Source organism: Enterobacter sp. Acro-832, assembly GCF_011752745.1.
GTDB classification, from domain to species: Bacteria; Pseudomonadota; Gammaproteobacteria; order Enterobacterales; family Enterobacteriaceae; genus Enterobacter; species Enterobacter quasiroggenkampii.
Window position 1 is genome coordinate 234,184 of sequence record NZ_VWWX01000006.1, and the last position, 18,228, is coordinate 252,411.

The 18,228-nt window shown below is 55.9% G+C and carries 15 protein-coding genes; 8 read left to right on the top strand and 7 right to left on the bottom strand.

Features of this window, described 5'->3' with window-relative positions:
• Positions 1-106: 106 nt before the first annotated feature.
• The 3 genes from mnmG to asnC all read right to left on the bottom strand — a co-directional run bounded on the left by mnmG (position 107) and on the right by asnC (position 3,369).
• The gene (gene mnmG, locus F3J31_RS19595) at positions 107-1,996 is read right to left on the bottom strand and encodes a tRNA uridine-5-carboxymethylaminomethyl(34) synthesis enzyme MnmG (protein ID WP_014072433.1); all 1,890 of its coding nucleotides are present in this window, start codon (positions 1,994-1,996) and stop codon (positions 107-109) included.
• 374 nt (positions 1,997-2,370) lie between these two features.
• On the bottom strand, positions 2,371-2,820 hold the full coding sequence (gene mioC, locus F3J31_RS19600) for an FMN-binding protein MioC (RefSeq protein ID WP_008500197.1): 450 nt from the start codon (positions 2,818-2,820) through the stop codon (positions 2,371-2,373).
• A 90-nt stretch (positions 2,821-2,910) separates the two neighbouring features.
• The gene (gene asnC / locus F3J31_RS19605; RefSeq protein ID WP_008500198.1) at positions 2,911-3,369 is read right to left on the bottom strand and encodes a transcriptional regulator AsnC; all 459 of its coding nucleotides are present in this window, start codon (positions 3,367-3,369) and stop codon (positions 2,911-2,913) included.
• A gap of 151 nt (positions 3,370-3,520) precedes the next feature.
• Here asnC and asnA point away from each other — a divergent pair, with 151 nt between their 5' ends.
• A complete protein-coding gene (asnA, locus tag F3J31_RS19610) occupies positions 3,521-4,513 on the top strand; it encodes an aspartate--ammonia ligase (RefSeq protein WP_045909354.1) in 993 nt (330 codons plus the stop codon).
• Here asnA and viaA read toward each other — a convergent pair whose 3' ends face one another.
• Together viaA and ravA are read right to left on the bottom strand one after the other, a co-directional pair.
• Positions 4,514-5,965 carry an ATPase RavA stimulator ViaA gene (gene viaA / locus F3J31_RS19615; protein ID WP_167214826.1) on the bottom strand — a complete coding sequence of 484 codons (1,452 nt, stop codon included), beginning with the start codon at positions 5,963-5,965 and terminating at the stop codon, positions 4,514-4,516.
• Complete coding sequence (gene ravA / locus F3J31_RS19620) at positions 5,959-7,455, bottom strand: ATPase RavA (RefSeq protein WP_167214829.1); 1,497 nt, start codon at positions 7,453-7,455, stop codon at positions 5,959-5,961. The genes viaA and ravA overlap by 7 nt, the downstream gene beginning before the upstream one ends.
• A gap of 222 nt (positions 7,456-7,677) precedes the next feature.
• On the opposite strand from ravA, the gene kup reads away from it, so the two are divergent.
• The 7 genes from kup (at position 7,678) to rbsR (ending at position 15,615) form a co-directional block, all read left to right on the top strand.
• Positions 7,678-9,546 carry a low affinity potassium transporter Kup gene (kup, locus tag F3J31_RS19625; protein ID WP_167214832.1) on the top strand — a complete coding sequence of 623 codons (1,869 nt, stop codon included), beginning with the start codon at positions 7,678-7,680 and terminating at the stop codon, positions 9,544-9,546.
• A gap of 216 nt (positions 9,547-9,762) precedes the next feature.
• Complete coding sequence (gene rbsD, locus F3J31_RS19630; RefSeq protein ID WP_008503495.1) at positions 9,763-10,182, top strand: D-ribose pyranase; 420 nt, start codon at positions 9,763-9,765, stop codon at positions 10,180-10,182.
• Between the two features lie 7 nt (positions 10,183-10,189).
• Positions 10,190-11,695 (top strand): ribose ABC transporter ATP-binding protein RbsA, encoded by a 1,506-nt coding sequence (rbsA, locus tag F3J31_RS19635; RefSeq protein WP_167214848.1) that lies wholly within the window; start codon positions 10,190-10,192, stop codon positions 11,693-11,695.
• A gap of 4 nt (positions 11,696-11,699) precedes the next feature.
• Positions 11,700-12,665 carry a ribose ABC transporter permease gene (rbsC, locus tag F3J31_RS19640; RefSeq protein ID WP_021242657.1) on the top strand — a complete coding sequence of 322 codons (966 nt, stop codon included), beginning with the start codon at positions 11,700-11,702 and terminating at the stop codon, positions 12,663-12,665.
• Positions 12,666-12,692: 27 nt separating this feature from the next.
• On the top strand, positions 12,693-13,583 hold the full coding sequence (gene rbsB, locus F3J31_RS19645; RefSeq protein ID WP_008503498.1) for a ribose ABC transporter substrate-binding protein RbsB: 891 nt from the start codon (positions 12,693-12,695) through the stop codon (positions 13,581-13,583).
• 106 nt (positions 13,584-13,689) lie between these two features.
• Entirely contained in the window at positions 13,690-14,619 is a 930-nt protein-coding gene (gene rbsK / locus F3J31_RS19650; protein ID WP_167214851.1) for a ribokinase, read from the top strand.
• 3 nt (positions 14,620-14,622) lie between these two features.
• The gene (rbsR, locus tag F3J31_RS19655) at positions 14,623-15,615 is read left to right on the top strand and encodes a ribose operon transcriptional repressor RbsR (RefSeq protein ID WP_074180468.1); all 993 of its coding nucleotides are present in this window, start codon (positions 14,623-14,625) and stop codon (positions 15,613-15,615) included.
• Here rbsR and mdtD read toward each other — a convergent pair.
• A complete protein-coding gene (gene mdtD / locus F3J31_RS19660) occupies positions 15,581-17,014 on the bottom strand; it encodes a multidrug transporter subunit MdtD (RefSeq protein ID WP_167214834.1) in 1,434 nt (477 codons plus the stop codon). The genes rbsR and mdtD overlap by 35 nt on opposite strands.
• Positions 17,011-17,718 carry a FadR/GntR family transcriptional regulator gene (locus F3J31_RS19665; protein ID WP_167214837.1) on the bottom strand — a complete coding sequence of 236 codons (708 nt, stop codon included), beginning with the start codon at positions 17,716-17,718 and terminating at the stop codon, positions 17,011-17,013. Before F3J31_RS19665 ends, mdtD begins: the two co-directional genes overlap by 4 nt.
• Positions 17,719-18,228 lie beyond the last annotated feature (510 nt).

Below are 18,228 nucleotides of genomic sequence, written 5' to 3' on the forward strand. Positions count from 1 at the left end.
GTGAATACCTGTTGAGAGACTTAAGTGGCGGGTGGCGCTTCGCTTACCCGCCCTACGGAGTTCAGTAGGCCCGGTAAGCGCAGCGCCACCGGGCAATTTCAAGGCATTACGCGCTACGGCGCAGCATGCCCTGCTTTTTCAGCCACACCAGCAGGATCGAAATCGCCGCTGGAGTCACGCCCGAGATGCGGGACGCCTGGCCGATCGATACCGGTTTGTGATCGTTCAGCTTAGCGATCACTTCGTTGGAAAGGCCCGTCACCTGGCGGTAGTCCAGCATTTCCGGCAGCAGCGTGTTTTCGTTACGCTGCTGTTTTTCGATCTCATCCTGCTGACGCGCGATGTAACCTTCGTACTTCACCTGGATCTCAACCTGCTCCGCCGCTTCAGCATCTTCCAGGCCCGGCGCGAACGCGGTCAGTTTGACCAGGTTCTCGTAGGTGACTTCAGGACGGCGCAGCAAATCTTCACCGCTGGCCTCGCGCGACAGCGGCGCGGTTAAGTGAGCGTTTACTTCAGCAGCGGTTTCCGCCTGCGGATTCACCCAGGTGGTTTTCAGACGCTGACGTTCCTGTTCAATGCGCTCCAGCTTCTCGTTGAAGCGCGCCCAGCGTTCGTCATCGACCAGACCGAGCTCGCGGCCCATTTCGGTCAGACGAAGGTCGGCGTTATCTTCACGCAGCATCAGGCGATATTCTGCGCGAGAGGTAAACATACGGTACGGTTCTTTGGTACCCAGCGTGCAGAGATCGTCAACCAGCACGCCCAGGTACGCCTGAGAACGGCCGGGTGCCCAGCCTTCTTTCTCGGCAGAGAAGCGCGCAGCGTTCAGGCCAGCAAGCAGGCCCTGTGCAGCCGCTTCTTCGTAGCCGGTGGTGCCGTTAATCTGACCCGCGAAGAACAGACCGTGGATGAATTTGCTCTCCAGGGTCGGCTTCAGGTCACGCGGATCGAAGAAATCGTACTCAATAGCGTAGCCAGGGCGAACGATTTTTGCGTTCTCCATACCCTGCATTGAGCGAACAATTTGCATCTGCACGTCGAACGGCAGGCTGGTGGAGATGCCGTTCGGGTAAATTTCGTTTGAGGTCAGCCCTTCCGGCTCCAGGAAGATCTGGTGCTGGTTGCGATCGGCGAAGCGCATCACTTTGTCTTCGATCGACGGGCAGTAGCGCGGACCGATCCCTTCGATCACGCCGGCGTACATCGGGCTGCGATCGAGGTTATTGCGGATCACGTCGTGGGTTTTCTCGTTGGTATGCGTGATATAGCATGGCACCTGCTGCGGATGCTGTGCCGCATTGCCCATGAACGAGAAGACCGGCATTGGGTTATCACCGTGCTGTTGCGCCAGCACGCTGAAATCAATGGTACGCGCATCAATACGCGGCGGCGTACCGGTTTTCAGGCGGCTAACGCGTAGCGGCAGTTCGCGCAGACGGCGAGACAAGGGAATAGACGGCGGATCGCCAGCACGGCCACCGCTGTAGTTATCCAGGCCGATATGAATTTTACCGTCCAGGAATGTCCCCACGGTCAATACCACGGCTTTGGCGCGGAATTTGAGGCCCATCTGGGTCACCGCGCCTACGACGCGATCGTTCTCAACGATAAGATCTTCAACCGCCTGCTGGAAGATCATCAGGTTCGGCTGGTTCTCCAGCGCGGTACGCACCGCCTGACGATAAAGTACGCGGTCTGCCTGTGCACGGGTCGCTCGAACAGCAGGCCCTTTGCTCGCGTTTAGTATTCTAAACTGGATGCCGGCATGATCGATCGCTTTCGCCATCAGGCCGCCAAGTGCATCCACTTCTTTTACCAGGTGTCCTTTCCCAATGCCGCCAATCGCCGGATTACAGGACATTTGTCCCAGCGTGTCGATATTGTGTGTCAAAAGCAGGGTCTGCTGACCCATTCGCGCTGCGGCCATTGCGGCCTCAGTGCCTGCGTGACCCCCGCCAATGATGATGACGTCAAAAGGATCCTGATAAAACATGGTGGTCTGCCTCGCGTAAAGCGGTATGAAAATGGATTGAAGCCCGGGCCGTGGATTCTACTCAACTTTAGTCTTTCGAGAAAGCATTGGGATCCTGGGCTATTAAAAAGAAGATCTTTTTATTTAGAGATCTGTTCTATTGTGATCTCTTATTAGGATCGCGAACCCGTGTGGATAAGTCCGATCTCATAAAGAAGATCATGCAGTTAGAAAGGATCGTTTGCTGTGAATGATCGGTGATCCTGGACCGTATAAGCTGGGATCAGATCGCGACTTTATACACAGGCCAAAAACGACGCTACGGTTGTTCTTTGGATAACTACGGGTTAATACGAGCTTTTAACCAGAGTTATCCACATCTGTTCGCACGATCTTTAATCGTTTTTGAGTAAATTTTTCCATTCCGCGAGCCAGATCTCGGCTGGATCCTCCGGAATGTCATGATCGAGGATGTTGATCTTGAGTGTTTCACCCAGCTGTTTTGCTCCGCAGGAGGTCACAGCGGCTTCGACTTTCTCTATTGCCCCGCAAAAAGTGTCATATTCACGACTGCCGATCCCTACTGCGCCAAAACGGACGTTTGACAGATCGGGCTGCTGTTCCAGCAGTTCGTCATATAAAGGTTGCAGGTTATCCGGCAGATCGCCCGCGCCGTGCGTGGAGGTGATCAGCAGCCAGACCCCGTCAGTCGGGAGATCTTCCAGCAACGGGCCGTGCAGGGTTTCCGTAGAAAAGCCCGCCTCTTCCAGCTTTTCAGCCAGATGTTCCGCTACGTATTCTGCACCACCCAGGGTGCTGCCGCTGATAAGGGTAATGTCCGCCATTGATCGCTCGCCCAGATAAAGAGACGGCCATTGTACGCTGTGAACGAGCTGGGATCTACCTGTGGAAAATGTGGGAATGGATTTGCCCGATCACGGGCGGATGGTACGCATGATCGGGTTTTGCAGGGAGATCAGGGTCTCGGTGGACTGAATTTCATCGATTGTTTGGATCTTGTTGATAAGTACCTGCTGGAGCGCGTCGATGGATCGGCACATGACTTTAATAAAGATGCTGTAGTGCCCGGTGGTGTAGTACGCCTCGGTGACTTCATCCAGCGCGTTCAGTTTCGCCAGGGCGGAAGGGTAGTCTTTGGCGCTTTTAAGAATGATGCCGATGAAGCAGCAGACGTCGTAACCCAGCTGCTTCGGGCTGACGTCAATGCGAGCACCGGTAATGATCCCTGCCTGCTTCATCTTCTCTACGCGAACGTGAATGGTTCCCGGGCTGACGCCAAACTGTTTCGCCAGTTCGGCGTAGGCGGTACGGGCATTGGCCATTAACGCCTCCAGAATGCCGCGGTCGAGATTGTCGATCTGATAATTTTCCATAGCTTTTTCTTATGAAGATTAATGAATCACTCTATTCTAGCGCCTTATTTTATCGAATCAAAAGTGAAGGCGGCTTTTTGTTGATGGGTTATTGAATAAGGTGCCATTTCTGTTGCTTAATCAATATCAACAGGACGCAGGAGTATAAATAATGAAAACCGCTTACATCGCAAAACAACGCCAGATCAGTTTCGTAAAATCCCATTTTTCCCGCCAGCTGGAAGAGAAGCTTGGGCTGATTGAAGTCCAGGCGCCGATCCTCAGCCGCGTGGGTGACGGGACGCAGGATAACCTCTCTGGATGCGAAAAAGCGGTACAGGTGAAAGTGAAAACACTGCCAGACGCTCAGTTCGAAGTGGTTCATTCACTGGCGAAATGGAAGCGTCAGACCCTGGGACAACACGACTTCAGCGCGGGTGAAGGGCTCTACACGCACATGAAAGCCCTTCGCCCCGATGAAGACCGCCTTTCTCCGATTCATTCCGTTTACGTTGACCAGTGGGACTGGGAGCGCGTGATGGGTGATGGCGAGCGTCACGTCGGCACGCTGAAATCCACCGTTGAGGCGATCTACGCCGGGATCAAAGCAACCGAAGCGGCCGTAAGCAAAGCGTTTGGTCTGGCACCGTTCCTGCCGGAATCGATCCACTTTGTGCACAGCCAGGAATTGCTGACCCGTTTCCCGGATCTGGATGCCAAAGGCCGCGAGCGCGCAATTGCTAAAGAGCTGGGTGCGGTGTTCCTGATTGGGATCGGCGGCAAGCTGTCTGACGGTAAGCGCCATGACGTTCGTGCGCCGGATTATGATGACTGGAGCACTACCGGTGAGGGTGAATTTGCCGGTCTGAACGGCGATATTCTGGTCTGGAACCCGGTACTGGAAGACGCATTCGAGCTTTCTTCTATGGGGATCCGCGTGGATGCTGACGCGCTGAAGCGCCAGCTGGCGGTGACTGGTGATGAAGATCGTCTCAAACTGGAGTGGCACCAGGCGCTGCTGCGTGGGGAGATGCCGCAGACGATTGGCGGCGGTATCGGCCAGTCCCGTCTGACCATGCTGCTGCTTCAGCTGCCCCATATTGGTCAGGTGCAGTGTGGCGTCTGGCCGCAGCAGGTTCGCGAAAGCGTCGGCTCTCTTCTGTAATTAACGCTGCCAGCGTCTGAGCAGGCGGCTACGCAACCCGGTATCAAAGCGCCAGATATGATCGAAGATGCGCATGATGCCGGGTTTTCCATGGGCGGACATCGCCACTGCATGAAAACGGTGCTGATGCACACGCTGTAATTCCTTCACTTTAGTTATCACGTCATCCGGCAGCCGCTGGGCGATAAAATCGGAAATCACCACCGCGTCAGCGTCGTACCAGTCGCCGCCCTGCATCCGCTCAACGATGCTGCGAAAACAGCTGGCCAGATCGGTGCCGCCGCGAAAACGCTGGCTCAGGAAGCGGATTGCCTGCTCGATCCCCTGCTGGTTCGTCAGCTCATAGCCTACGACTTCGCTGGAGAACAGCATGATGAAGCAGCGACGGCGATCGGCGAGCGCCACGCGCATCAGCGCCAGACAAAACGCTTTTGCACACTGCTCGTTAAACCCACCCATCGAGCCGGACGTATCCACGCAAACGATGAAGGGTCCGCGCGGCTGTTCATCAAAATCCTGATGAACGACCGGCCGCTGGCTGATTTTCTCACGCCAGGCTTCGCCGTGCAGCCGGTAGGTGAGGAGCTGTTTTTCCACCAGTCGACGGTAAAACTCATACTCCAGCTCGGTCATCCCCAGCGTGCTCAGCTCCGTGGGCAGCAGACGCAGAATATCATCGCTCTGCTGGAGCCCGTCGACCTGCTCCGGAACGGTGGCCGGTTCACGCACCAGGGTGCGGAAGGTTTCCATCGGGGCGTCTTTCTTTGGAACTGACTTCGCCTCCCTTGAGCGACCCAGCTGTTCTGCAAGCTTCATCAATTCGGGCTGCTGCGTCAGAAAATCGCCGTATTTGACGATCAACTGATAGTCCCCGCGCCGGAGCTGGCCGGCGCTCATATCCCAGAGACGCCCTGCCGCGTTCTCATTTTCCACCAGCACCTGCTCAAGCTGGCCGCTTAAGGTCATGCGTTCCTGAACTTCACTGAGCAGCTGTTCGCGCTCTTCATCCAGCAGCTGCTGGTTTAGGGTCGTGGCCTGCACCACCAGGCTTAGCCGCCAGCGCTGTAAAAAGAGGGTGTGCAGTGCGGGAGTGAACGTGGCGTTGTCCGTGACCAGCCCCCGGGCCTGGCTGGCAAACGGGGAGTGGACCTTGTCGAGCAACGTCAGGGTTTGCGGAAGCTGGACGATAAACTGCGGCGTGGAGAGCCGCTGGCACTGCTGATAGCAGGCCACCTCTTCCGTTAACTCAGGCGGAACTTCGGTCTCCCTGAAGCGCTGACGCAAATTTTCGCGCCAGCGCGGAAGATCGTCCGTCATCGCCTTTTTGAGCTTCGGAAATTTTTCAAAGAAGGCTGCCAGCTGCGGCGAAGCCAGAAGGGTTATGACCACTTCTTCGATCAACCCTTCCTCGCTGACGGCCAGCATGACGTTAAGCGTATCCAGAGTTAGCATTGACGCGCCTGTTTAATCTGCGCGCTGACGTCCTGCAGGCTGGCTTCAATGCGACCTAACCAGTCGCTATGAATAAAGAGGCATTTTTGCTGCTCGCTAAAGCGGGTGTGCTGCTGATGCCATTCGGTATCCAGCGCGTCCAGCTGCTGCTTAATCTCTTCGGGGACGCTGTCAGAGGCGGTTCCCGGAAGCGCGAGACGCGAGCCCTGCAGGCTGACGTCGCGGATCACCAGGTGCTGGCTGCTGTCCACTTCCATATTCAGCGGCTGCGCGAAACCGATGCCGTTGAGCTTTCCGCGGATCTCTCCGCCCTTATCCAGCCACTGCGCCAGCGCTTCGCGCTCAATCGTCACGTGCACCACCTGCATATCATGCAGCTTGAGCGGCTGCTGGAGCAGCAGGGTCAGCGTCGGGCTGGTGAGTTCGGCGGGTAATTCATAGTGCGGTTTGCGGGCGAACATCCCCCCCAGGCGATTCACTTTCAGCGCGGTTTTATCACTTTGCTGCTGCTGAAGCTGGATGCGCCGCTGGGCAATCGCCCCCAGCTGGTTGAGCATCGCCTGCTGTCCCCAGGCGTGTCCGGTCATCAAAACGTCAAGCTGCTGCTGCATCAGATTCATGCCTTCCGCGTCGTGCCAGAGGCAATCTTTCAGCAGGATCAGATCGATGGGGGCAACAGCATCGCGGCCGCTAAACAGGGCGCTGGCCTGCAGGAGGCGGATCGCTTTTTTCCAGCGGCGATCGGAGACATAGGGCGCAGAAGGAAGGTGATCAAGCTGCTGACGCAGCAGATAGATCAGCTCGAATACGGCGTCCGGCAATGTGATTTTGCCAATATCCTGCTGCCACTGATAATACTCTTCATCCGTCACCTGCAGCGAAGCGGATACCGGGTTTTCACTTTCATCCTGCTGGCTGACCAGCATGGAGCGGAAGTTGGATTTATCCTGTACTTTGTCCAGCCACAGGCGGATGAGCATACGGTCATACAGCGCTTCCAGGCTGCTGTCGGCTTCGGGTAGTTCGTTTGAGGCTGCCACCAGCAGGCGCATCGGGATTTTCTCTTCACTGGCGCCGTTACGGAACCGACGTTCGTTTATCGCCGTGAGCAGGGTGTTCAGAATGGCCGGTCCCGCTTTCCAGATCTCATCAAGAAAGACAATTTCTGCCTCAGGCAGATACCCCGCCGTCAAACGTTCGTAGCGCCCTTCATCTTTCAGCGCCTGAATGGAAAGGGGGCCAAACACCTCTTCCGGGGTGGAAAAGCGGGTCATCAGGTATTCAAACGCGCGGGCGTTCTGAAAAGCATACTTAAGCCTGCGGGCAATCAGGCTTTTGGCGATGCCCGGCGGCCCTAGCAGAAACACGCTTTCACCGCTCAGCGCCGCCAGCAAACAGAGGCGAATGGCGTGGCTACGCTCGAAAAGGCCTTTTTCCAGCGCGCTGCTGAGGCGGGAAATTCTTTCTGCTAATAAATGTGAGTGAGCCATAATAGTTTTGCATCCTTTCGCCGTCGTGGCGGCCAATTGAAGCGAGTATAGACGTTTCAGTCAGGGCTGGTAATAGACTGAAGTGCGGCGCAATTTTCTTTGCGCTACATTAATGCGGTTGCATTTAGGGGTACGATTTTGCATTGAATCGTGCATACTGTGCGCTTTTTGTGGGCCAAGGGACCAGGAACACATTTGTTATTCAAACGAAAAGACTAGTCTATGAGCACTGATAATAAGCAATCATTACCCGCAATAACGCTTGCGGCGATCGGGGTTGTCTACGGTGATATTGGCACCAGCCCGCTTTATACGCTTCGTGAATGTCTGTCCGGCCAGTTTGGCTTTGGTGTTGAGCGCGATGCCGTATTTGGCTTCCTGTCCCTCATCTTCTGGCTGCTGATCCTGGTGGTTTCTGTTAAATATCTCTCCTTCGTTATGCGCGCTGATAACGCGGGCGAAGGCGGTATCCTGACCCTGATGTCCCTTGCAGGGCGCAACACCTCTGCCAGAATGACCTCCGTGCTGGTGATTATCGGCCTGATTGGCGGCAGCTTCTTCTATGGCGAGGTGGTTATCACGCCCGCGATTTCGGTCCTCTCGGCGATAGAGGGGCTGGAGATCATTGCGCCGCAGCTTGATACGTGGGTGGTCCCGCTGGCGATAATCGTGCTGACGCTGCTGTTTGTGATCCAGAAGCACGGTACCGGGCTGGTGGGTAAACTGTTTGCACCAATTATGCTGGCCTGGTTCCTGATCCTGGCCGCGCTTGGCTTGCGCAGCATTATTGCTAACCCGGAAGTGCTGCATGCGCTGAACCCCTACTGGGCCGTGCATTTCTTCCTCGAATACAAAGTTGTTTCCTTCGTGGCGCTGGGGGCGGTCGTGCTCTCCATTACCGGCGTTGAAGCATTGTATGCTGACATGGGTCACTTCGGGAAACTGCCTATCCGCGTGGCCTGGTTTATTGTGGTGCTGCCGTCGCTGGTGCTGAACTACTTTGGCCAGGGCGCGCTGTTGCTCAAAAATCCGGAAGCGATAAAGAACCCGTTCTTCCTGCTGGCGCCTGACTGGGCGCTGGTGCCGATGCTGATCCTGGCGACGCTGGCGACCGTCATTGCCTCTCAGGCGGTGATTTCCGGCGTGTTTTCTCTGACGCGCCAGGCCGTGCGTCTGGGGTATCTCTCGCCGATGCGCATCATCCATACTTCAGAGATGGAGTCGGGCCAGATCTACATCCCGTTCGTTAACTGGCTGCTCTATTTCGCGGTTGTGATTGTTATCGTCAGCTTCGAGCACTCCAGTAACCTGGCGGCGGCGTACGGTATTGCAGTAACCGGTACGATGGTGCTGACATCGCTTCTCTCCACTACGGTGGCGTACCGAAACTGGCACTGGAATAAATTCCTCGTGGCGTTGATTCTGGTGGGCTTCCTGTGTATTGACGTGCCGCTGTTCTCCGCGAACCTCGACAAGATTGTCTCCGGCGGCTGGCTGCCACTGACGCTGGGTCTGGTGATGTTCATCGTCATGACCACCTGGAAAAGCGAGCGTTTCCGCCTGCTGCGGCGCATGCATGAGCACGGGAATTCTCTGGAGGCGATGATCGCTTCGCTGGAGAAATCTCCGCCGGTCCGCGTGCCGGGCACTGCGGTGTATATGTCTCGCGCCCTGAACGTCATCCCGTTCGCGCTGATGCATAACCTCAAGCACAACAAAGTGCTGCACGAGCGCGTGATCCTGCTGACGCTGCGCACCGAAGATGCGCCTTACGTTCATAACGTGCGTCGCGTGCAAATCGAGCAGCTCTCTCCGACATTCTGGCGTGTGGTGGCGAGCTACGGCTGGCGTGAAACGCCAAACGTGGAAGAGGTGTTCCACCGCTGCGGTCTGGAAGGGCTGAGCTGCCGGATGATGGAGACGTCGTTCTTTATGTCTCACGAGTCGCTGATCATCGGCAAGCGCCCGTGGTATTTGCGCCTGCGCGGCAAGCTGTACCTGATCCTGCAGCGTAACGCCCTGCGCGCGCCTGACCAGTTTGAGATCCCGCCTAACCGCGTGATAGAACTGGGTACGCAGGTCGAGATTTAAGTCCTTTCGAAAATGCCGGGTGGCGCTGCGCTTACCCGGCCTACCAAACCCGTAGGCCCGTGCAAGCGAAGCGCCGGCGGGCAATTTCTCCCATCAATATTTCACTTAGCGAAACGTTTCGACGTCGATCACAAATCTGTTACGTCATGGTGGTTTTCTGAACATTTCTGAGGCTACACTTCTTTTAGCGAAACGTTTCGCTAGTGGAGCAAGAAAATGAAGAAAGGCACTGTACTCAACTCAGAAATCTCATCGGTTATTTCCCGTCTTGGGCATACCGATACGCTGGTGGTTTGCGATGCAGGCTTACCGGTTCCGCGCAGCACAACCCGTATCGATATGGCGTTAACGCAGGGTGTCCCCTCGTTTATGCAGGTACTGGACGTGGTGACCGCGGAGATGCAGGTTGAGGCGGCCATTCTCGCGGCGGAAATCAAACAACATAATCCGCAACTCCACGAAACGTTGCTCAGCCATCTTGAGCAGCTGCAACAACACCAGGGAAACACCATTGAAATTCGTTACACAACGCACGAACAATTCAAACAACAAACCGCAGACAGTCAGGCGGTGATTCGCAGCGGGGAGTGTTCCCCGTATGCGAATATCATTCTCTGTGCTGGCGTCACCTTCTGAGGCCATCATGGACGCATTACTGCAACTCAAAGGGATCGATAAGTCGTTCCCGGGCGTAAAAGCCCTCTCCGGCGCGGCGCTGAACGTTTATCCCGGGCGCGTAATGGCGCTGGTGGGCGAAAACGGCGCCGGCAAATCCACCATGATGAAAGTGCTGACCGGTATCTATCAACGCGATGCCGGTTCACTCCTCTGGCTGGGTAAAGAAACCACCTTCACTGGCCCGAAATCTTCTCAGGAAGCGGGTATCGGCATTATTCACCAGGAGCTGAACCTGATCCCGCAGCTCACCATTGCGGAGAACATCTTCCTCGGCCGTGAATTCGTGAACCGCTTCGGCAAGATCGACTGGAAAACCATGTATGCCGAAGCCGACAAGCTGCTGGCGAAGCTGAACCTGCGCTTTAAGAGCGACCGCCTGGTCGGCGATCTCTCCATCGGCGATCAGCAGATGGTGGAAATCGCGAAGGTGCTGAGCTTTGAGTCGAAGGTCATCATTATGGATGAACCGACTGACGCCCTGACCGATACCGAAACCGAATCCCTGTTCCGCGTTATCCGCGAGCTGAAATCGCAGGGGCGCGGGATTGTCTATATTTCTCACCGCATGAAAGAGATCTTTGAAATCTGCGATGACGTCACCGTTTTCCGCGACGGGCAGTTTATTGCCGAGCGCGAAGTGGCCACGCTGACCGAAGATACGCTCATCGAAATGATGGTGGGACGTAAGCTGGAAGATCAGTATCCGCATCTGGATAAAGCGCCGGGTGAGATCCGCCTGAAGGTGGACAACCTCTGCGGTCCGGGTGTGGACGACGTGACCTTTACCCTGCGCCAGGGCGAGATCCTGGGCGTGGCGGGCCTGATGGGCGCGGGACGTACCGAGCTGATGAAAGTGTTGTACGGCGCACTGCCGCGCACCAGCGGTTATGTCACCCTCGACGGCCATGAAGTGGTCACCCGCTCCCCGCAGGATGGTCTGGCGAACGGCATCGTCTATATCTCCGAAGACCGCAAACGCGACGGCTTAGTGCTGGGCATGTCGGTAAAAGAGAACATGTCCCTGACTGCGCTGCGCTATTTCAGCCACAGCGGCGGCAGCCTGAAGCATAAAGACGAGCAACAGGCGGTGAGCGATTTTATCCGCCTCTTTAACGTCAAAACCCCGTCGATGGAGCAGGCGATTGGCCTGTTGTCCGGCGGGAATCAGCAGAAAGTGGCGATTGCGCGCGGGCTGATGACGCGCCCGAAAGTGTTGATCCTCGACGAGCCAACCCGCGGCGTGGACGTGGGGGCGAAGAAAGAGATCTATCAGCTGATTAACCAGTTTAAGGCCGACGGTCTGAGTATCATTCTGGTCTCTTCCGAGATGCCAGAAGTATTAGGCATGAGCGATCGCATTATCGTCATGCATGAAGGGCATCTCGGCGGTGAATTCACTCGCGAGCAGGCCACCCAGGAAGTTCTGATGGCTGCCGCTGTGGGCAAGCTTAATCGCGTGAATCAGGAGTAAGAAGATGACTACCCAGGCTGTTTCTGGTCGCCGCTATTTCACAAAGGCGTGGCTGATGGAGCAAAAATCGCTGATTGCCCTGCTGGTGCTGATCGCGATTGTGTCGACCATGAGCCCGAATTTCTTCACCGTAAATAACCTGTTCAACATTCTGCAGCAGACGTCGGTGAACGCCATTATGGCGGTCGGCATGACGCTGGTGATTTTGACCTCAGGGATCGATCTGTCCGTCGGTTCCCTGCTGGCCCTCACCGGCGCGATCGCCGCTTCGCTTGTCGGGATTGAAGTTAACGCGCTGGTGGCCGTGGCCGCGGCCCTGGCGGCAGGCGCGGCGATTGGCGCCGTCACCGGCGTGATTGTGGCAAAAGGCCGCGTTCAGGCGTTCATCGCGACGCTGGTGATGATGCTGCTGCTGCGCGGGGTGACCATGGTTTATACCAACGGCAGCCCGGTCAATACCGGCTTCACCGATAACGCCGATCTGTTTGGCTGGTTCGGTATCGGTCGCCCGCTGGGCGTCCCGACCCCGGTCTGGATCATGGCTATCGTCTTCCTGGCGGCGTGGTACATGCTGCACCATACCCGTCTGGGCCGTTACATCTATGCGCTGGGCGGTAACGAAGCGGCAACGCGCCTGTCCGGGATTAGCGTTAATAAAGTCAAAGTCATCGTGTACTCCCTGTGCGGTCTGCTGGCGTCACTGGCGGGCATCATCGAAGTGGCGCGCCTCTCTTCCGCGCAGCCGACGGCGGGTACGGGGTATGAGCTGGATGCCATTGCAGCTGTGGTTCTGGGCGGTACGAGTCTGGCGGGCGGTAAAGGTCGCATTGTTGGGACATTGATCGGCGCACTGATTCTCGGTTTCCTGAATAATGGTTTGAATTTGTTAGGTGTTTCCTCCTATTACCAGATGATCGTTAAGGCAGTGGTGATTTTGCTGGCGGTACTGGTAGACAACAAAAAACAGTAACTGACGACACTACAGGACATCTTAGATATGAACATGAAAAAACTGGCTACCCTGGTTTCCGCTGTCGCGCTGAGCGCAACCGTAAGTGCTAACGCCATGGCGAAAGATACCATCGCGCTGGTTGTCTCTACGCTGAACAACCCGTTCTTCGTCTCCCTGAAGGACGGTGCGCAGAAAGAAGCGGATAAACTGGGCTACAACCTGGTGGTACTGGATTCACAGAACAACCCGGCGAAAGAGCTGGCTAACGTTCAGGACTTAACCGTTCGTGGCACCAAGATTCTGCTGATCAACCCAACCGATTCTGATGCCGTAGGCAACGCCGTGAAGATGGCAAACCAGGCAAAAATTCCGGTGATCACCCTGGACCGTCAGGCAACCAAAGGCGACGTGGTGAGCCATATCGCGTCTGACAACGTGCTGGGCGGCAAAATCGCGGGTGACTACATTGCGAAGAAAGCCGGCGAAGGCGCGAAAGTTATCGAACTGCAGGGGATTGCCGGTACGTCTGCCGCCCGCGAGCGTGGCGAAGGCTTCCAGCAGGCGGTTGCAGCGCATAAATTCAACGTACTGGCCAGCCAGCCTGCGGACTTCGACCGTACTAAAGGTCTGAACGTTATGCAGAACCTGCTGACCGCACATCCTGACGTACAGGCGGTCTTCGCGCAGAACGACGAAATGGCGCTGGGCGCGCTGCGTGCCCTGCAGACTGCAGGTAAATCTGATGTGATGGTTGTCGGATTTGACGGCACGCCGGATGGTGAAAAAGCAGTAAACGATGGCAAACTGGCTGCGACCATCGCTCAGCTGCCTGAGCAGATTGGCGCCACTGGCGTTGAAACTGCCGACAAAGTGCTGAAGGGCGAAAAAGTTCAGGCTAAATACCCTGTTGACCTGAAACTGGTTATCAAGCAGTAAAAGGCGAATCAGGTCGTCACTGGCGGCCTGAGGGACACCAATAAAGAAAAGTGTGGCATACGCCACCGGGTAACACCGGTGGCGCTCTCAGATGGACAACCCAACCATGAAAACCGCAGGCAACCTCGTCGTCCTTGGCAGTATCAATGCCGATCACATTCTTAACCTTGAATCGTTCCCTGCACCGGGCGAAACCGTCACGGGTAGCCAGTATCTTGTCGCTTTTGGCGGTAAAGGGGCAAACCAGGCCGTTGCCGCTGGGCGCAGCGGAGCGAATATTGCGTTTATCGCCTGCACGGGCGATGACGATACCGGTGAGCGCGTACGCAAGCAGCTGGCAAGCGACAACATTGATATCGCACCCGTCAGCGTTGTTGCAGGGGAATCTACCGGCGTGGCGCTGATTTTCGTCAACGCAGAAGGTGAGAATGTTATCGGTATTCATGCTGGCGCTAACGCAGCGTTGACGACGGAGCGCGTAGAAGCGCAACGTGCAATCATCGCCGGAGCGGAAGCCCTGCTCATGCAGCTGGAGTCACCGGTTGAAAGCGTGCTGGCCGCGGCGAACATTGCGCATGAAAATCATACCACTGTCGTACTTAATCCGGCCCCTGCCCGTGTATTATCTGACGAGCTGCTGGCGCTGGTGGACATCATCACGCCGAACGAAACCGAAGCCGAAAAGCTGACGGGTATTCGTGTTGAAAACGATGATGATGCCGCGCGAGCCGCGCGTGCGCTGCACGACAAAGGCATCGGAACGGTGATCATCACCCTGGGCAGCCGTGGGGTATGGGCAAGCGTAAACGGTGAAGGCCGTCGCGTGCCGGGCTTTAAGGTGAAGGCGATTGATACCATTGCAGCGGGAGATACCTTCAATGGTGCACTGGTGACCGCGCTGCTGGAAGGCAAGAGTATGGATGATGCGATCCGCTTCGCGCATGCGGCTGCCGCGATTGCGGTGACGCGCAAGGGCGCTCAGCCTTCCGTTCCGTGGCGTAAAGAGATCGATGAATTCTTAAGTCAGCAGGGGTAACGCTTGGCCACAATGAAAGATGTCGCTCGCCTGGCGGGCGTTTCTACCTCGACGGTGTCTCACGTCATTAATAACGATCGCTTCGTCAGCGAGGCGATTCGGGAAAAAGTCGAAGCGGCAGTAAAAGATCTCAACTATGCGCCGTCTGCGCTGGCGCGCAGCCTTAAGCTCAACCAGACGCGTACGATCGGTATGCTGATCACTGCCAGTACCAATCCCTTTTATTCTGAGCTGGTTCGCGGCGTGGAGCGCAGCTGCTTCGAGCGTGGCTACAGCCTGGTGCTGTGCAATACCGAAGGGGACGAGCAGCGCATGAACCGTAACCTGGAAACGCTGATGCAAAAACGCGTCGACGGGCTACTGCTGCTGTGTACCGAAACGCACCAGCCCTCGAAAGAGATTATCCAGCGCTACCCCTCCATTCCCACGGTGATGATGGACTGGGCGCCGTTCGACGGCACCAGCGATCTTATTCAGGATAACTCTCTGCTGGGGGGCGATATGGCCACCCAATATCTCATCGATAAAGGCTATACCCGCATCGCCTGTATTACCGGTCCGCTGGACAAAACCCCGGCGCGTTTGCGTCTGGAAGGGTATCTCGCCGCGATGGCGCGGGCGGGCCTTTCCGTGCCGGAAGGGTACCGTATTACCGGTGATTTTGAGTTTCACGGTGGTTTTGAAGCGATGCAGACGCTGCTGGCGCAGCCGCAGCGTCCGCAGGCGGTGTTTATCGGCAACGACGCCATGGCGTTTGGCGCCTATCAGGCGTTATATCAGGCCGGTTTGCGTGTTCCCGACGATATGGCGGTAATCGGCTACGATGATATTGAGCTGGCCAGCTATATGACGCCGCCGCTCACCACCATCCATCAGCCAAAAGATGAGCTGGGCGAGCTGGCCATCGATGTGTTGATCCACCGAATGGCTCAGCCCACGCTGCAGCAGCAACGCCTGCAGCTTACTCCTGTTCTGATGGAACGGGGTTCGGTTTAGCTTTCGCCTTATGGCGTTCTTTTATCAGGTTACGGCCATCTTTCGGTTTTAACAGCATAAAGACCAGCGCTGAAACGACGGTGAGTGCGCCCATGGTGATAAAGGTATAGTGGAACTGTTCGACGGTGTTCGCGCTGTCGAAACCTTCATAAAACCGCAGTACCGCCGCGCTCACGGCCACCCCTAAACTGATCGACAGCTGCTGGGTGACTGCCAGCACGCTGTTGCCGCTACTGGCGTTCTCGTCGGTCAGATCCGCAAGGGTGATGGTGTTCATTGATGTGAACTGCGTCGACATCGCCATGCCCAGCACAAACAGCGGCAGTATCAGCATCCAGACGGGAAGCGAGGCGGACTGCAGCGAGAACTGCGCAATCATCAGGCCAATAAAGACCGTCACGCCAACCAGCGTCTTGCGATAGCCAAACCAGCGTAGCACCTGCGTCACGGTCGATTTTGCCAGAATCGAGCCCATCGCCGTAGGGGCCATCATGCAGCCGGCAATCAGGGCCGGATAGCCGAAACCGACCTGCAGCATCAGTGGCATCAGGAAAGGTACGCAGCCGGTTCCCAGACGCGAGGCAATGTTTCCCGCGATCCCGACGGAAAAGGTTCGGGTGTTGAAGAGCCCAAGAGAGATTAACGGCGTCGGGTGACGGCGCGCGTGACGTATATAAAGAAGGAACAGCAGAATTCCGGCGAGGATAACGGAGAGCGCAATCCATGTCGCGACGATCTTCTCACCAAACAGCTCCATCCCGCTGGAGAAGAGCACCAGGCTCAGGCCAAACAAGAAAAAGCCCCCCATGTCGAAGCTGCGTCTTGGCGTGGTGAAGTTCGGCATATATTTGCGGGCATACAGCAGTCCCGCAACGCCAATCGGAATATTAATCAGGAAGATCCAGTGCCAGCTTGCCCAGGTGACAAACACGCCACCGAGTACCGGGCCAAGTATCGGGCCGACCAGTCCCGGCATGGTGACGAAGTTAAGCACGGGAAGCAGTTCGCTTCGAGGGTAGGCTCGTAATAAGGCAAGGCGTGCTACGGGCATCATCATCGCACCGCCAATGCCCTGTAATACGCGGAAGATAACCAGCTCCGTTAAGGACGAGGAGAGCGCACAGGCCAGCGAACCGAGCGTAAAGAGCGTTACGGCCAGCATGAAAACTCTGCGGGTGCCGAAGCGGTCGGCCAGCCAGCCGCTAACCGGAATTAACATTGCGACCGTCAGGGTGTAGCTGATGATGGCGGATTGCATTGCCAGCGGGGAGCGGTTAAGGCTTTGCGCAATAGCGGGAAGCGCGGTGTTGAGGATGGTGGCATCCAGTGCCTGCATAAAAAACGCCATGGCTGCAATCCACGGCAATCCGGCCATGCTGCGCGCTTTTTTCTTTGTCATTTATTTACCTGCTGGTGGGTTGGCGCAGCCAGTAATGCCTGGCACGCACTCAGGGCTCGCTGCCCGTCGCTTTCCTGAATGGCATCTACTATCGCCTGATGCAATTCCAGTTTTACCACGTCGTTTTGTGTAATAGAGGTAAAGTAGGTGTGATACACCGAATGGAATAATGAGGCAAACGAGGTGAGGAACGGATTGGCGCTCATCATATAGATATGTTCATGCCAGGACATATCGACTTCAACCCAGCGTTCGCGGTTGAAGTGTTTTTTCAGGAACACCATCTCTTCCATCAATGCGTTAAGCTGCGCTTTTTGCTCTGCCGTGCCAAGCGTGGCGGCAAGCAGACATGCCTGAGGTTCAAGACTGCTGCGCATCACCAGAAAGTGATCGACAACCTGATGAAAGTTATCTTCCGTCATCCACCAGGAGAGCAGCTCCTGATCGAGAAAATTCCAGTTACTCTGTGGCATCACGCGCGTGCCAATACGCGGGCGTGGAAGCACCATACCTTTAGCCGTCAGGGTTTTCACCGCCTCGCGAACTGCGGTACGGCTCACCCCAAACTGCTCACCCAGCTCCATTTCACCCGGCAGGATGCTACCCGGCGCATATTTACCCGCTAAAATTCGCTGCGCCAGCTTTTCTGCCAGCACATACGACAGGTTTTTTTGGGCGGCCAGCTGTTGTGCGCTTAATGGCATCGCTTTTATTCCTTAAAGATTCATGCTGATAATTATGCCACCTCGAATGTGATTGTGGTTGCAGATACATCAAATAGAACAATTTGTAGCTTGATTTCACCGCTGTTGGTGAAAAAAAACACGGATAGAAACTTTTTTTAAATTTCCTCTTGTCACGCCGGAATAACTCCCTATAATGCGCCTCCACTGACACGGAACAACGGCACACACGCCGCCGGGTCAGCAGAGAATAGCGAAAATAAATGCTTGACTCTGAAGCGGGAAAGCGTAATATGCACACCCCGCGCCGCAGCGAAAACGAAGCGGCACTGCTCTTTAACAATTTATCAGACAATCTGTGTGGGCACTCAAAGTGACATGGATTCTTAACGTCCTCGGACGAAAAATGAATACCAAGTCTCTGAGTGAACATGCGTAATTCATTACGAAGTTTAATTCACGAGCATCAAACTTAAATTGAAGAGTTTGATCATGGCTCAGATTGAACGCTGGCGGCAGGCCTAACACATG

Excerpts from the sequence above, each read along its gene's own strand:
- mnmG (WP_014072433.1), bottom strand. The coding sequence starts at position 1,996 with ATGTTTTATCAGGATCCTTTTGACGTCATCATCATTGGCGGGGGTCAC.
- mioC (WP_008500197.1), bottom strand. The coding sequence starts at position 2,820 with ATGGCGGACATTACCCTTATCAGCGGCAGCACCCTGGGTGGTGCAGAA.
- asnC (WP_008500198.1), bottom strand. The coding sequence starts at position 3,369 with ATGGAAAATTATCAGATCGACAATCTCGACCGCGGCATTCTGGAGGCG.
- asnA (WP_045909354.1), top strand. The coding sequence starts at position 3,521 with ATGAAAACCGCTTACATCGCAAAACAACGCCAGATCAGTTTCGTAAAA.
- viaA (WP_167214826.1), bottom strand. The coding sequence starts at position 5,965 with ATGCTAACTCTGGATACGCTTAACGTCATGCTGGCCGTCAGCGAGGAA.
- ravA (WP_167214829.1), bottom strand. The coding sequence starts at position 7,455 with ATGGCTCACTCACATTTATTAGCAGAAAGAATTTCCCGCCTCAGCAGC.
- kup (WP_167214832.1), top strand. The coding sequence starts at position 7,678 with ATGAGCACTGATAATAAGCAATCATTACCCGCAATAACGCTTGCGGCG.
- rbsD (WP_008503495.1), top strand. The coding sequence starts at position 9,763 with ATGAAGAAAGGCACTGTACTCAACTCAGAAATCTCATCGGTTATTTCC.
- rbsA (WP_167214848.1), top strand. The coding sequence starts at position 10,190 with ATGGACGCATTACTGCAACTCAAAGGGATCGATAAGTCGTTCCCGGGC.
- rbsC (WP_021242657.1), top strand. The coding sequence starts at position 11,700 with ATGACTACCCAGGCTGTTTCTGGTCGCCGCTATTTCACAAAGGCGTGG.
- rbsB (WP_008503498.1), top strand. The coding sequence starts at position 12,693 with ATGAACATGAAAAAACTGGCTACCCTGGTTTCCGCTGTCGCGCTGAGC.
- rbsK (WP_167214851.1), top strand. The coding sequence starts at position 13,690 with ATGAAAACCGCAGGCAACCTCGTCGTCCTTGGCAGTATCAATGCCGAT.
- mdtD (WP_167214834.1), bottom strand. The coding sequence starts at position 17,014 with ATGACAAAGAAAAAAGCGCGCAGCATGGCCGGATTGCCGTGGATTGCA.
- F3J31_RS19665 (WP_167214837.1), bottom strand. The coding sequence starts at position 17,718 with ATGCCATTAAGCGCACAACAGCTGGCCGCCCAAAAAAACCTGTCGTAT.